The sequence below is a fragment of the Curtobacterium luteum genome, assembly GCF_001475545.1.
Taxonomy (GTDB): domain Bacteria; phylum Actinomycetota; class Actinomycetes; order Actinomycetales; family Microbacteriaceae; genus Curtobacterium; species Curtobacterium luteum_A.
In genome coordinates this window covers 1-13,495 of sequence record NZ_LDQC01000052.1, presented here as the reverse complement: position 1 = coordinate 13,495, position 13,495 = coordinate 1, and the positions used below count along the sequence as shown (strand labels likewise).

Genomic DNA, 13,495 nt, shown 5'->3' with positions numbered 1-13,495 from the left:
GGGGGTTCTCGCGTTCCGGGCAGGATGGGTACATGTCCACACCTCCCACACCGTCCGAGTACGCCGACCTCGCCGAGTCGATCGCACGGGAAGCGGCCGCGCTCGCCGCCCGTCGCCGCGCCGAGGGGGTCGAGGTCGCCGACCGCAAGTCGAGCGTGGTCGACGTCGTCACGGCCGCGGACCGCGAGGTCGAGGACCTGGTACGGCGTCGGATCGCCGAAGCACGCCCGGACGACGCGGTCCTCGGCGAGGAGGCCGGCGGCACCGACGGGACGAGCGACGTCACCTGGGTCGTCGACCCGATCGACGGCACCGTCAACTACCTCTACGGACGACCCGACTACGCCGTGAGCATCGGCGTCGTGCGTGGCGCGCCGGACCCCGCGACCTGGGAGCCGATCGCGGGCGTGGTCGTCGCACCGGCCACCGGCACCGTCTTCCGCGCCGTCGCCGGTGGGACGGTCACCCGGGACGGAGCACCGATCACGGCCTCGTCGCCCGCGTCGCTCGCCGAGACGCTGCTGTCGACGGGGTTCGCCTACACGGCGGACCGTCGCCGCGGGCAGGTCGCCGTGCTCGCCGAGCTCATCGGGAGCGTCCGGGACATCCGCCGCGGGGGATCGGCGGCGCTCGACTGCTGTGGGGTGGGGGAGGGCACCGTCGACGCCTACTACGAGCGCGGGATCAACCCGTGGGACATGGCCGCCGGATCGATCGTGGCCGCTGCCGCCGGGGCCGAGGTCCGCTCGTGGGAGGCGGGGGACACGCGGTCCTTCCTGTTCGCGAGCCCCGCGGTGGCCGACGAGCTCGAGGCCCTGCTGCACCGCGCCGAAGCCGCCGCGCTCGGGGTCGCACCGGTCTGACCACTGCGCCCGCCCCCGGACCGGGAGCGCGCCGGACCGGGGGACACGACTGGCGGGCAGTGTTGTCCTTTGCTACCGTTCAGGAGTTCCGTTACCGGCTCGTTACCAACGGCCCCCACTCTTCCCCCGATCAGGATCAGCACCGAACGCATGCCCGACGCCTCCACCACGCCCGCACCGACCGACGTCACCGTCGACGCACCGACCCCGGTCGTCCACCTGACCCGACGAGCGCGCATCGAGGCCGAACGAGCCGCTGCCCGCACCACCGCTCCGATCGGCACGACCGACGAGTTCGCCGCGATCGTCGGCGCTCCCGTCGACGCGGTGGCACCGGCCTCGCCGGTCGACCTCGCGCCGACGTCGCCGGTGCTTCCCGTCGCCGATGTCGGCCCGACCACCCCGCCCGCGCCGACGTCACCGGTCGTCGCGCCGGCACCCGAGCGTGCCGGATCGACGCGGTCGGATCGTCCCGCGGCGAAGACCGCCGCCGTGCCGTCGCGCCGCGCCGCATCGTCTCCACGGGTCCGTCCGACGCGCCGTCCTGCTGCGCCGGCAGCGACGTCGGCACCCGCCCCCGCCGGCACGGCCTTCCGTCGCACCGCCTCGCGCGTCACCGCGGTCGGCGCCCTGCTCTTCGTCGCCGGGCTGGTCGTCTCGACCTCGCTCCCGGCGCAGGCGCTCTACACACCGGAGGCGGACTCGGCGTCGGCGCGCTCCGCTGCGACGGGGAGCGCCCAGTCGCTCAGTGTCGGGCAGGCCGCCGACGGTTCGACCACGCGCGACCAGTACACGGTCTCCGACGCCACGCAGTACGCGAACACCGACGCCTCGGCGTTCACCAACGACGCTGCCGGATCCATCCAGTGGCCGTTCCTCACCGGCGTCCCGATCACCTCGGGCTTCGGCGGACGCCAGGTCGCCGGCTGCTCGTTCTGCTCGACGAACCACATGGGCGTGGACTTCGCGCCCGGCGAGGGGACCCCGATCCGGGTCATCGCCGACGGTGTCGTGACGAAGGTCCAGGCGCACGACGGCGGCTTCGGCAACGACGTCTGGGTGACCCACGACGTCGACGGCAAGCAGTTCGTCAGTGTCTACGGCCACATGAAGGACAACACCTTCAAGGTCGTCACCGGACAGCAGGTCTCGGTCGGCGACGAACTCGGGGAGGTCGGCAGCACCGGCAACTCGACCGGCCCGCACCTGCACCTCGAGATCCACGTCGACGGCGTCCCGGTGGACCCGCTGACCTGGCTCCGGCAGAACGCGAACTAGCGGCCTCCGCGACGGCACGCCCGGGCGTCGAGCCCGGTTCCGGATCACCGTCGCGAGTCTGCTACTCTCGTGTGGTGCCGTTCGCGGCACATCGCCCCGATAGCTCAGTGGTAGAGCACTTCCATGGTAAGGAAGGGGTCGTCAGTTCAATCCTGACTCGGGGCTCCGACCCGGAGCGTGTGTCGCCTCCGGATCCCCGGCGGGGTAGCTCAGTTGGTTAGAGCACACGGCTCATAATCGTGGTGTCGCGGGTTCAAGTCCCGCCCTCGCTACAGCAAGGCCCGGCGCGTTCGCGTCGGGCCTCTCCTGTTCCCGCTGCGCGCCGGCGGCTGTTCCCGCTGCACGCCGGGCGGCCTGCGTCCGTCAGTGCACGCCGTGGTCCGTCCGGTCGACGAGCACGCCGGCGGAGCGCAGGGCACCCTCGACCGCACCGGTCACCTGTCGCCAGGCCGTGCGCCGCCGTTCCGCCCCGATCGCTCCGCCGACCACCGCCGTGCCGTGGTGGAGCGGGCGCACCGTGATCGTGGTCGACGCTCCCGTCACGGTCGTCGAGAGTTCGTAGTGCCGGAACTCACTCGACGGACGGACGAGCGCGCCGAGCAGGGTCGTGAGGAACCGGCTCCCGCTCCTGGCCGTGATCGTCCCGCCGGTGGTCGTCACCTCGTGTCCGCTCCGACGCAGGGCCGCGCTCGCGACCTCCATCGCCGCGCGCCGGTCCCCGGTGTGGACCGCGTACTCCGTCCGTGCCTCCATGGCCGCTCCCTCCCCGAGCTCGTGCGACACCCCCCGACGTCGCTCGTGCAGCCTAGCCGATGCATCCTCATGGATCTCGAACGTCGGACGGTGCTCGGTAGACTGCCGGTCGTGTCTGTGAACCCCGAGCTCGTCGGCAGGACGTTCCCGCCGGCCCCGCCCTACCTGGTCGGTCGCGAGAAGGTGCGCGAGTTCTCCCGCGCCGTCTTCGCCACGAACCCGATCCACCACGAGCCCGAGGCAGCCCGTGCCGCCGGCTACGACGACGTGGTCGCACCGCCGACGTTCGCCGTCGTCGTGCAGGAGGCAACGCTCGCCCAGCTCCTCGCCGAGCCCGACGCCGGGATCGACTTCTCGCGGGTCGTGCACGGTGAGCAGGCCTTCACCTACGACCGGCCCATCGTCGCGGGTGACGAACTGACCGCGACCCTGACCGTCACGAGCGTGAAGACCCTCGGCGGCAACGCCATGGTCACCGCCGAGAGCACGATGAACGACGCCGCGGGGGAGCACGTCGTCACGGCGACCTCCACCCTCGTGGTCCGAGGAGACGACGCATGACCACCGCACCCACGACCTCGCTCGAGGTCGGCACCGTCGTGGCCGAGCGCGAGGTGCACCTCACCCGCGACGCGCTCGTCCGCTACGCCGGCGCCTCCGGCGACTTCAACCCGATCCACTACCGCGACGACGTCGCCGCGTCGGTCGGGCTCCCGGGCGTCCTGGCGCACGGCATGCTCACGATGGGGCTCGCCGTCCAGCCCGTGTCCGAGTGGCTCGGCAACCGTGGCTGGGTGACGCGCTACGGGGTGCGGTTCACCCGTCCCGTGGTCGTCGACCCGCAGGACGGCGCGACCGTCGGCGTCGTCGCGAAGGTCGGCACCGTGGACGACGCGGGCCGCCCCCAGCGCATCGACCTCACCGTGACCGCCGCCGGGCAGACCGTGCTCGGCAAGGCGCAGGTCACGGTGGCGTTCCGCTGACCGTGACGGACGCCCGGCTCGCCGACCTCACGACGCTCCGCGTCGGCGGTCCCGCGAGCGCTCTGCTCACCGCGACGACCACCGACGAGCTCGTCGAGCACGCGCACACCGCCTGGCAGGACGACGACTGGCTCGTCGTCGGCGGCGGGAGCAACCTCCTCGTCGCCGACCCGGGGTTCGACGGCACGGTCGTGCTCGTGCGCACCCGGGGTGTCGAGGTGGTGCCGCCGGACGGCGCGGACGCCGACGGCGTCACCGTGCGTGTCGCAGCCGGGGAACCGTGGGACGCGTTCGTCGCGCAGACGGTGGCGAACGGCTGGACCGGCCTGGAGGCGCTGAGCGGCATCCCGGGCACGGTCGGTGCCGCCCCCGTGCAGAACATCGGCGCCTACGGGGTCGAGCTGTCCGACGTGCTCACCGCCATCGAGTTCCTGGACGCGTCGACCGGGGAGCGCGCGTGGCTGCCCGCGTCCGAGCTGGCGCTCGGCTACCGCTCGTCGACCCTGAAGCACGGACGACGCGGTGTGGTGCTCACGGTCGAGTTCCGGCTCGGCGTCGCGTCCGACGACGGCGTCCCGGTCCGTTACGCGCAGCTCGCCGGGTCCCTCGGGGTCGAACTCGGCGCCCTGGTGGCCCCGACGACCGTGCGTGACGCGGTCCTCCGCCTCCGGGGGTCGAAGGGCATGGTGCTCGACGGCGACGATCACGACACCTGGAGCGCCGGGTCCTTCTTCACGAACCCGATCGTCTCCGCGACCTTCGCGGAGGACCTCCCCGCCGACGCGCCTCGCTGGCCCGCCGGCGAGGACGTCAAGCTCAGCGCGGCGTGGCTCATCGAGCACGCCGGCATCCACCGCGGCTACGCGGTCCCGGGGTCGCGCGCGGCGATCTCGTCGAAGCACACGCTGGCGTTGACGAACCGCGGGGGAGCGTCTGCGGCGCAGGTCGCCGAGCTCGCGCGGTACGTGCAGGTCACGGTGCTCAACCGGTTCGGGGTCACGCTCGTACCGGAGCCCGTCGTGGTGGGGGACCTGCTCGCCGGCGGCTGAACGCCCGAGCCGACCCGTGCCTCCAGGACGACGACGGCCCACCTCCTCGGAGGCGGGCCGTCGTCGAGTCCGGGACTAGCCGAAGAGCTTCGCCAGGCGCGCAACGCCCTCGGCGATGTCGTCGTCGCCCAGGGCGTAGGACAGCCGCAGGTACCCGGAGGGGCCGAAGGCCTCGCCGGGGACGACCGCGACCTCGGCGTGCTCGAGGATGAGGTCCGCGAGTTCGAGCGTGGTCGTCGGGGTGGAGCCGGCCCACTCGCGGCCGAGCAGTGCCGTCACGTCGGGGTAGACGTAGAAGGCGCCCTTCGGCGTCGGCGTGACGAAGCCCGGGATCGCGTTGAGGCCGTCGACGATGGCGCGACGGCGGCGGTCAAAGGCCTCCCGCATCGCCACGACGGGCTCCTGCGGCCCCTCCAGCGCGGCGATCGCTGCCCGCTGTGAGACGTTCGAGACGTTGCTCGACAGGTGCGACTGCAGGTTGGAGGCGGCCTTGACGGCGTCGACCGGGCCGATGAACCAGCCGACGCGCCAGCCGGTCATCGCGTAGGTCTTCGCGACGCCGTTGACGAGGATCGTGGTGTCGGCGAGGGCCGGGACCGCGTCGAGGATGCCGGTGAAGCGGACGTCGTCGTACACGAGGTCCTGGTAGATCTCGTCGCTGATGACCCAGATGCCGTGCTCGAGCGCCCACTCGCCGATCGCCTTCGTCTGCTCCGCGGAGTACACGGAGCCGGTCGGGTTCGACGGCGAGCAGAACAGCAGCGCCTTCGTCTTCGGGGTGCGCGCGGCCTCGAGCTGCTCGACGGTCACGAGGTAGTCCTGGTCGCTGCCGGCGAACACGTCGACGGGGACGCCGCCCGCGAGCCGGATCGCCTCCGGGTAGGTGGTCCAGTACGGGGCCGGGAGGAGGACCTCGTCGCCGGCGTCGACGATCGTCTGGAACGCCTGGTAGACCGCCTGCTTGCCGCCGTTCGTCACGATGACCTGCGACGGGTCGACCGACACGCCCGACTCAAGAGCGGTCTTGTGGGCGATCGCCTGCTTCAGCTCGGGCAGCCCCGTCGCCGGCGTGTAGCGGTGGTTCCTCGGGTCCTGCGCGGCGGCGACGGCGGCGTCGACGACGTGCTGCGGGGTGGCGAAGTCGGGCTCACCCGCGGCGAACGAGATGACCGGCCGACCCGCGGCCTTGAGCGCCTTGGCCTTCGCATCGACCTTGAGGGTGGCGGACTCCGCGATGGCCGCGATGCGCGACGCGATGCGCTGCTGCGGGGCGGCGGGGTTGGCGGTGGACTCGGGGCCTTCGGCTGCGGTGCTCACGGGGCCAAGCCTATCGGCGCGGCACGCCGGAGCATCCGTCAAGTGGACACCGTGTGACGGACTCCCGTACACTCGACCACCGGAACGCGGATCGGTGACGAGACGCGCTCCGAAGGGCGGTGGCTCAATTGGTAGAGCAGCGGTCTCCAAAACCGCAGGTTGCAGGTTCGAGTCCTGTCCGCCCTGCACATCTGGAAGGGTAGAAGTTGGCGAGCAAAGACGTGGAAGCGACGGCGGACGACGTCGTCGCCAAGGCGAAGCAGGACCGCGCATCGCGTCGCGGGCCGTTCGCTGCCATCGCCCTGTTCATCCGTCAGGTCATCGGCGAGCTCCGCAAGGTGGTCACGCCGACCCGCAAGGAGCTCTTCAGCTACACCGGCGTCGTCCTGGTCTTCGTGATCGTGATGATGGTCCTGGTGTCGGTCCTCGACTTCGTGTTCGGGCTCGGCGTCGGCTACGTCTTCGGCAACGGTCCGACCGCCTGATCCGGTCCGGCCGACCGCAGGCCGGGCTGATGGCTCGCCAACCCGATCCGCACCACCGAACGGAAAGAATCGACATTGTCTGACAACTCCCGCGACGACATCGACCTCGCGACGGCTGCCGAGCAGTCCTCCGAGGTCGAGGAGAACCAGGAAGGCGACGTCGAGACCGGCGAGCAGCTCGCTGCCGAGTCCGCTGAGGAGCGTGCGATCTCGGTCGAGGACGCCGACGACGAGTCCCTCGGCCTGAGCGACGAGCCCGACGACGGCACGGTCGACGCCGGCCTCGACGAAGCGCTCACCGCGCTGCAGGAGTCGCGTGACCCCGAGGCCGATGCGGTCGTGGACGACGCCCTCGAGATCGACTCCGCCGACGAGGCCGAGGCAGCCGTCGAAGCGGTCGAGGACGAGGAAGAGGTCGAGCTGGAAGCGGAGTCCGCCGCGCAGGCGAACGAGACCCTCGCCGCCGACGAGGCGCTCGACGCGGACGAGCCCGCCGAGGTCGACCCGTACGAGGCCTTCAAGGCCGAGCTGCGGATGAAGCCGGGCAAGTGGTACGTCATCCACTCCTACGCGGGCTTCGAGCGCCGCGTGAAGTCGAACATCGAGAACCGCATGGTCTCGATGTCGATGGAGGACTACATCTACCAGGTCGAGGTCCCGATGGAGGACGTCGTCGAGATCAAGAACGGGCAGCGCAAGCTGGTCACCCGCGTCCGGATCCCCTCGTACGTGCTCGTCCGAATGGACCTCAACGAGGACTCGTGGTCGGTCGTCCGCCACACCCCGGGTGTCACCGGGTTCGTCGGCAACGCCCACAACCCGACCCCGCTCCGCTTCGACGAGGCCTTCGGCATGCTGAAGTCCCTCGTCCAGGTCGCCGAGGCCGCTCCGGCCAAGGGCGGCGCGAAGTCCGGCGGTGCCGCACAGGCCCAGCCGCAGGCCGAGGTCGACTTCGAGATCGGCGAGACGATCACCATCAAGGAAGGCTCGTTCGCGGGCCTGCCGGGTTCGATCTCCGAGATCAAGCCGGAGAGCGGCAAGCTCACGGTCCTGGTCTCGCTGTTCGAGCGCGAGACCCCGGTCGAGCTGAGCTTCGACCAGGTCACCAAGCTGTAGTAAGCTACCGAGGTTTGGCCCCGCACGCTGAGCGTGTGGGGCTTCACCGCGGTCCGGAACGGCCGGGCCCGCGGGAGAGTGCACGGATCCCCGTGCGTTCGATTCCAGGAGGAAACAAGTCATGGCACCGAAGAAGAAGGTCACGGGCCTGATCAAGCTGCAGATCAACGCGGGCGCCGCCAACCCGGCCCCGCCGATCGGTCCCGCGCTCGGTCAGCACGGCGTGAACATCATGGAGTTCTGCAAGGCGTACAACGCCGCGACCGAGTCGCAGCGTGGCAACGTCGTGCCGGTCGAGATCACCGTCTACGAGGACCGTTCGTTCACGTTCGTCCTCAAGACCCCGCCGGCCGCCGAGCTCATCAAGAAGGCTGCGGGTGTGCAGAAGGGGTCCGCGACCCCGCACACGGTCAAGGTCGCCAAGATCTCGATGGACCAGGTCCGTCAGATCGCCGAGACCAAGCAGGCCGACCTGAACGCCAACGACATCGAGCAGGCCGCGAAGATCATCGCCGGCACCGCGCGCTCGATGGGCATCACGGTCGAGGCCTGATCCACACCCCCAACACCCTTCCGTGGGAGAGCCACGCCGGCTCGTCAACCACGTAGCTCCCAGAGGAGAACACCATGGCGAAGAAGTCCAAGGCCTACCAGGCCGCGGCCGCGAAGATCGAGGCCGACAAGTTCTACACCCCGACCGAGGCCGTCGCCCTCGCGAAGGAGACCGGTTCGGCGAAGACCGACTCCACCGTCGAGGTCGCGCTCAAGCTCGGCGTCGACCCGCGCAAGGCGGACCAGATGGTCCGCGGCACGGTCATCCTGCCGCACGGCACGGGCAAGACCGCCCGCGTCATCGTCTTCGCGGTCGGTGCTGCTGCTGAGGCCGCCATCGCCGCCGGTGCCGACGAGGTCGGTGGCGACGAGCTCATCCAGAAGGTCGCCGACGGCTACACCGCCTTCGACTCGGCCGTCGCGACCCCGGACCTCATGGGCAAGGTCGGTCGTCTGGGCAAGGTGCTCGGCCCGCGTGGCCTCATGCCGAACCCGAAGACCGGCACCGTGACCCCGAACGTCGCGCAGGCCGTCAACGACATCAAGGGCGGCAAGATCGAGTTCCGCGTCGACAAGCACGCCAACGTGCACTTCGTCGTCGGCAAGGCCTCGTTCACGCCGGAGCAGCTCGACGAGAACATCTCGGCCGCGCTCGAGGAGATCGTCCGCCTCAAGCCGAGCTCCTCGAAGGGCCGTTACATCACGAAGGGGTCCGTCGCGACCACCTTCGGCCCGGGCATCCCGCTGGACGTCAACAGCATCTGACGACCTTCGGCGCGGTGCTCACAAGACATCCCGCGCGACGTCAACAGCATCTGACGACCTTCGGCGCGGTGCTCACAAGACATCCCGCGCGACGTCAACAGCATCTGATCTCCTGATCAGTCCGAGAAGACCCGTACCGGAGCCGGTGCGGGTCTTCTCGTCGTTCGGCCCGTTGTCCCGATAGCGTGGCCGTGTGCGCACCCTCGTCAACGCCCTCCGGCTCATCGCCGTGATCGCCGTGGTCTCGGCGATCCTTGCACAGTGGCTCGTGAGCTCGAAGCTCCCGAGTTACAACTTCTTCAACTACTTCGGCTACTTCACGAACCAGTCGAACATCCTCATCGCGCTCGCGTTCGCCCTGACCCTGGTCGCCGCGGCGCGGAGCAGACGCAGCACGCTGGGGCTGAGCATCTTCCGCGGAGCGTCGACGGTGTACATCGCGACGACGGGCATCGTCTACAACACGCTGCTGGTCAACATCGACGTGCAGTCCTCGGTGCAGTGGTCGAACGACGTCCTGCACAAGGTGATGCCGGTCTACGCCGTGCTCGATTGGCTGCTGTTCTCCGACCGAGCCCGACTGCTCTTCCGGCACGTGTGGTGGTTCCTGATCTACCCCGCCGTGTGGCTCGTCGTGATCCTCGTCCGCGGTGCGACCGACGGGTGGGTGCCGTACCCGTTCCTGGATCCCTCGCTCGGGTACGGCGTCGTGGCGCTGTACTGCCTCGGCGTCGCGGTCTTCATCGCGCTGATGGGCATGCTCGTCGTCGGGATGAGCCGACTCCGGATCGTGAAGGTCTAGACCCGGTCGCGACGGAGCGTGTCGAGCACGCGGTCGGCGAGGTCGATGAGGACGCGGATCTGGTCGTCGTCGCGGTCGACCCAGCGACACTCGGGCTCGTCGTGCGCGGGAACGAAGTCGTCGTGGCGCTCCCAGACGAACAGGGTGCGGTCGGCTCCGAGCACGTACTGCTGCCACCAGATCTGCCGGAGGTAGTGCCGGGGGATGCTCCGCCAGCCCTTCGCGGTCGTCTTGATCTCGGCGAGCACGAGTCGCCCGTCTCCGTCGTGCCCGACACCGTCGGGCGTGGCGAGGTGCGCACGGTTCGCGGCGGCGTGGAAGAGGTGTGCTGACGGTTCGATGCCGTGCGTCGCAGCGACCCAGGCGGCGATCACGGGCTCGCGCTCCCGGCCGTGCTCGGTGTAGACGTTGCCCGAGAAGCGGGAGCCGTAGCGCTTGTCGGCGACGACGGCGTGGACGGCCCGGAGTGAGGCGAGCCGGGCGACGTCGGTGGCGGTGATCCCCATGGCGCGCGCACGGAGCCACGCGACCCGGTCGGAGGAGTGGGCGACGATCCGTTCGGTGTGCCCACGGAGCACCGTGAACGTGTCGTGCCGGGACGGACCGTGAGGACCCCCGGAAGCGACTGGTGCAGCTGTCGCGCCGGGCCGATCGGACGTGGTGCCGGAGCCGGCCGTGCGCGAGGCCTGCGCCGGCGTGGCGGAGGCGGGCAGTGCCTCCAGGCCGGGGTCCAGGTCGCCCCACAGGGTGGGCTGCACGATCGTCACCACACGATTGTCACCCCGCCCACCGACGCGACGGAAACCGACGCGCGGTCAGGACACCAGCGCGCGCCCCTCGGCGAACGCGACGATCTCGTCGATGCCCGCGGGGGAGAGCGCGTAGTCGATCGCGAGCGCGGCGGCCCCGTGCAGTGCCGCGTGCGATCCCGCCCGCGACTGCGCGATCACGAGGTGCTCCGTCGCCAGCGGCATCGACCGGGCGTACACGACCTCGCGGACGCCGGCGAGGAGGTGCTCGCCGGCGCGGGTGACGGATCCGCCGAGCACGATCACCGACGGGTTCATCAGCGACACGCAGGTGGCGAGCACCTCGCCGATGTCCCGTCCGGCTTGCCGGACGGCGGCGATGGCATCGAGGTCGGCGCGCGCGACGAGGTCGATCACGTCCCCGCTGGTGTGGACCTCACGACCCTTGGTCCGGAGCGCTCGGGCGATCGCCGGACCGGACGCGACGGCCTCGAGGCAGCCGGTGTTGCCGCAGTGGCACGGGATGTCCTCGGCCCGCCCGACCCGGACGTGGCCGATGTCGCCTGCGGTGCCCTGGGCGCCGCGCTGCAGGACGCCGTCGGACACGATCCCGGAACCGATGCCGGTGGCGACCTTGACGAAGAGCAGGTGGTCGACGTCGGTCCATCCGCGCTGCCGTTCGCCGAGCGCGGCGATGTTGACGTCGTTGTCCAGGAGGACGTGGGCGGCGACGTGCTGCCGGAGCCAGCCGGGTACGTCGAAGCCGTCCCATCCGGGCATGATCGGCGGGTTCGCCGGGCGCCCGGTGGAGAACTCCACGGGGCCGGGCACGCCGATCCCGATGGCGATGACGTCGTCGCGGGCGCGTCCGACCTCGGCGAGCAGCTCGTCGACGACGGACACCAGCCACGACAGGGTCGGCACGGGGCCGGCGGCGATGTCGATGTGCGCGTCGCGGGAGGCGAGCGGCGTCCCGGTGAGGTCGGTCACGGCGACCCGTCCGTGCGAGGCGCCGAGGTCGGCGGCGACCACGAGGCGGGCGCGGGGGACCAGGGCGACCTGTGCCGGCGGCCGTCCGCCGGTCGAGGCGGCGGTCTGCACCGGCCCGACGAGTCCGACCTCGACGAGGGCATCGAGGCGCACGCCGATGGTCGAGCGTGCCATCCCCGTCAGGGCGGCGAGCTCGGCCCGGGTCCGTGGCACGCCGTCACGGAGGATCTGGAAGAGCTCGCTCGTCCCGACCGGAGGCGACGCTGCCGTCCGAGTCAAGTCGACCATGCGGTGAGTAGAGCACACATCGAACAGGTCGCGCAACGAAGTGCGTCGGAGCGTTGTCGACTTTTGCTTGACCGCCGTCAGAAGTGGTCATAGTGTGACGCTCGGTCAGTGACGACCACACCGTCTCGACGAGGAGAACCCCTGGTGACACAACCGCTCTCGGTCCAGCTCTACACCGTCCGCGACGCCCTCTCGGCCGATCTGCCCGGCACGCTGCAGCGCATCGCCGACATCGGCTACACGAACGTCGAGCTCTTCGGCTACGTCGACCGCGCCGCCGAACTGCGCGACGCCCTGGCCGCCGCCGGGCTCGCCGCGCCGAGCGGACACGCACGACTGTTGGACGCCGGCGAGCAGGACCTCGAGGCGATCTTCCACGCGAGCGTCACGACGGGGATGACCACCCTGATCGACCCGCACATCGACGAGGCGCGCTGGACCACCCGCGAGGACGTGGAAGCGATCGCCCGCGAGCTGAGTGCACTCGCTCCGCGCGCCGCGGACCACGGCCTGACCCTGGGCTACCACAACCACGCGTTCGAGTTCTCGAACCGCATCGAGGGCACCAGCGCCTACGAGGTGTTCGCCGACGCGCTGTCCGACGACGTCGTGCTCGAGCTCGACACGTACTGGGTGACGGTCGGTGGGGACGACCCGGTCGCGGTCATCGGGAAGTACGGCGAGAAGGTGCAGTTCCTCCACGTCAAGGACGGCGACGGCTCGCACGACGACGAGAAGCAGGTCGCGGTCGGCGACGGCGTCATGCCGGTCCGCGAGATCCTCGCGGCCGCGCCGGAGGCCCTGCACGTCGTCGAGCTCGACGGTCACGAGGGCGACGTGTTCCAGGCCGTGGCCGACTCGTACACGTTCCTGCAGGGGGTCCGCGCATGACCGACACCTCGACCGGCACCACGACCACCGGCACCGCCACGATGACCGCCGCCGGCACCACCCGCCGCACCGGCCCGGTCGGCGTCGGGGTCATCGGCGCCGGCGTCATCTCGGACCAGTACCTCTCGAACCTCACCGTCTTCCCCGACGTGACGGTCCACTTCATCGCCGACATCGACCTCCCGCGCGCAGCCGCCCAGGCCGAGAAGTGGGGCGTCCCGGGCTCGGGCACGGTCGAGGAGCTGCTCGCGCACGACGACATCGAGATCGTCGTCAACCTGACGATCCCGGCCGCCCACGTCGAGGTCGCCCAGCAGGTCCTCGCCGCCGGGAAGCACGTGTGGGGCGAGAAGCCCTACGCCCTCGACCGGGAGAGCGCGACCCGGCTCCGGGACGCCGCGGTCGCCGCCGGCACGACGGTGAGCGTCGCGCCCGACACGTTCCTCGGCGCCGGCCTCCAGACCGCGCTGCGCGCCGTGCGCGACGGTCGGATCGGTGCGCCCCTCAACGGCCTGACGCTGTTCCAGAGCCCCGGCCCCGAGTCCTGGCACCCGAGCCCCGAGTTCCTCTTCGCGGTCGGCGCCGGCCCGCTGTTCGACATCGGCCCGTACTAC

At 70.8% G+C, this 13,495-nt stretch carries 16 protein-coding genes and 3 tRNA genes; 15 read left to right on the top strand and 4 right to left on the bottom strand.

Features of this window, described 5'->3' with window-relative positions:
- Positions 1-32 precede the first annotated feature (32 nt).
- The 4 genes from NS184_RS09860 to NS184_RS09845 all read left to right on the top strand — a co-directional run bounded on the left by NS184_RS09860 (position 33) and on the right by NS184_RS09845 (position 2,413).
- The gene (locus NS184_RS09860) at positions 33-863 is read left to right on the top strand and encodes an inositol monophosphatase family protein (RefSeq protein ID WP_058725945.1); all 831 of its coding nucleotides are present in this window, start codon (positions 33-35) and stop codon (positions 861-863) included.
- A 150-nt stretch (positions 864-1,013) separates the two neighbouring features.
- On the top strand, positions 1,014-2,141 hold the full coding sequence (locus NS184_RS09855; protein WP_058725944.1) for a M23 family metallopeptidase: 1,128 nt from the start codon (positions 1,014-1,016) through the stop codon (positions 2,139-2,141).
- Positions 2,142-2,234: 93 nt separating this feature from the next.
- A tRNA-Thr gene (locus NS184_RS09850) sits at positions 2,235-2,306 on the top strand.
- Positions 2,307-2,339: 33 nt separating this feature from the next.
- Positions 2,340-2,413: transfer RNA gene (locus tag NS184_RS09845), tRNA-Met, on the top strand.
- Positions 2,414-2,504: 91 nt separating this feature from the next.
- Here the strand turns inward: NS184_RS09845 and NS184_RS09840 are convergent.
- Positions 2,505-2,894 carry a hypothetical protein gene (locus NS184_RS09840; protein WP_152998161.1) on the bottom strand — a complete coding sequence of 130 codons (390 nt, stop codon included), beginning with the start codon at positions 2,892-2,894 and terminating at the stop codon, positions 2,505-2,507.
- 111 nt (positions 2,895-3,005) lie between these two features.
- Between NS184_RS09840 and NS184_RS09835 the strand changes: the two genes are divergently transcribed.
- The 3 genes from NS184_RS09835 to NS184_RS09825 are packed head-to-tail and all read left to right on the top strand — an operon-like array spanning position 3,006 to position 4,926.
- The gene (locus tag NS184_RS09835; protein WP_083513605.1) at positions 3,006-3,455 is read left to right on the top strand and encodes a MaoC family dehydratase N-terminal domain-containing protein; all 450 of its coding nucleotides are present in this window, start codon (positions 3,006-3,008) and stop codon (positions 3,453-3,455) included.
- The gene (locus NS184_RS09830) at positions 3,452-3,877 is read left to right on the top strand and encodes a MaoC/PaaZ C-terminal domain-containing protein (protein ID WP_058725941.1); all 426 of its coding nucleotides are present in this window, start codon (positions 3,452-3,454) and stop codon (positions 3,875-3,877) included. The genes NS184_RS09835 and NS184_RS09830 overlap by 4 nt, the downstream gene beginning before the upstream one ends.
- Positions 3,874-4,926: a UDP-N-acetylmuramate dehydrogenase gene (locus NS184_RS09825; RefSeq protein ID WP_430733540.1), complete on the top strand. Its 1,053-nt coding sequence runs from the start codon at positions 3,874-3,876 to the stop codon at positions 4,924-4,926. Before NS184_RS09830 ends, NS184_RS09825 begins: the two co-directional genes overlap by 4 nt.
- A gap of 75 nt (positions 4,927-5,001) precedes the next feature.
- Here NS184_RS09825 and NS184_RS09820 read toward each other — a convergent pair whose 3' ends face one another.
- Positions 5,002-6,243, bottom strand: coding sequence for a pyridoxal phosphate-dependent aminotransferase (locus NS184_RS09820; protein WP_058725939.1), 1,242 nt, complete (start codon positions 6,241-6,243; stop codon positions 5,002-5,004).
- A gap of 113 nt (positions 6,244-6,356) precedes the next feature.
- Here NS184_RS09820 and NS184_RS09815 point away from each other — a divergent pair.
- The 6 genes from NS184_RS09815 to NS184_RS09790 all read left to right on the top strand — a co-directional run bounded on the left by NS184_RS09815 (position 6,357) and on the right by NS184_RS09790 (position 9,963).
- Positions 6,357-6,429, top strand: a tRNA-Trp gene (locus NS184_RS09815).
- 35 nt (positions 6,430-6,464) lie between these two features.
- Positions 6,465-6,728 (top strand): preprotein translocase subunit SecE, encoded by a 264-nt coding sequence (gene secE / locus NS184_RS09810; RefSeq protein ID WP_400413601.1) that lies wholly within the window; start codon positions 6,465-6,467, stop codon positions 6,726-6,728.
- A gap of 75 nt (positions 6,729-6,803) precedes the next feature.
- Complete coding sequence (nusG, locus tag NS184_RS09805; protein WP_058725937.1) at positions 6,804-7,844, top strand: transcription termination/antitermination protein NusG; 1,041 nt, start codon at positions 6,804-6,806, stop codon at positions 7,842-7,844.
- Between the two features lie 121 nt (positions 7,845-7,965).
- A complete protein-coding gene (rplK, locus tag NS184_RS09800; protein ID WP_022906459.1) occupies positions 7,966-8,397 on the top strand; it encodes a 50S ribosomal protein L11 in 432 nt (143 codons plus the stop codon).
- A gap of 74 nt (positions 8,398-8,471) precedes the next feature.
- Positions 8,472-9,161, top strand: a complete 690-nt coding sequence (gene rplA / locus NS184_RS09795; RefSeq protein ID WP_022834225.1) for a 50S ribosomal protein L1 — start codon at positions 8,472-8,474, stop codon at positions 9,159-9,161.
- A 193-nt stretch (positions 9,162-9,354) separates the two neighbouring features.
- A complete protein-coding gene (locus tag NS184_RS09790) occupies positions 9,355-9,963 on the top strand; it encodes a Pr6Pr family membrane protein (protein WP_058725936.1) in 609 nt (202 codons plus the stop codon).
- On the opposite strand, the gene NS184_RS09785 is transcribed toward NS184_RS09790, so the two are convergent.
- Positions 9,960-10,730, bottom strand: coding sequence for a YqaJ viral recombinase family protein (locus NS184_RS09785; protein WP_058725935.1), 771 nt, complete (start codon positions 10,728-10,730; stop codon positions 9,960-9,962). The genes NS184_RS09790 and NS184_RS09785 overlap by 4 nt on opposite strands.
- Before the next feature lie 48 nt (positions 10,731-10,778).
- The gene (locus tag NS184_RS09780; protein WP_193750440.1) at positions 10,779-11,990 is read right to left on the bottom strand and encodes an ROK family transcriptional regulator; all 1,212 of its coding nucleotides are present in this window, start codon (positions 11,988-11,990) and stop codon (positions 10,779-10,781) included.
- 144 nt (positions 11,991-12,134) lie between these two features.
- Between NS184_RS09780 and NS184_RS09775 the strand changes: the two genes are divergently transcribed.
- Both NS184_RS09775 and NS184_RS09770 read left to right on the top strand, forming a co-directional pair.
- Positions 12,135-12,881 carry a sugar phosphate isomerase/epimerase family protein gene (locus tag NS184_RS09775; protein WP_058725934.1) on the top strand — a complete coding sequence of 249 codons (747 nt, stop codon included), beginning with the start codon at positions 12,135-12,137 and terminating at the stop codon, positions 12,879-12,881.
- Positions 12,882-12,922: 41 nt separating this feature from the next.
- On the top strand, positions 12,923-13,495 hold a 573-nt coding region (locus NS184_RS09770; protein ID WP_193750442.1), incomplete at its 3' end, for a Gfo/Idh/MocA family protein.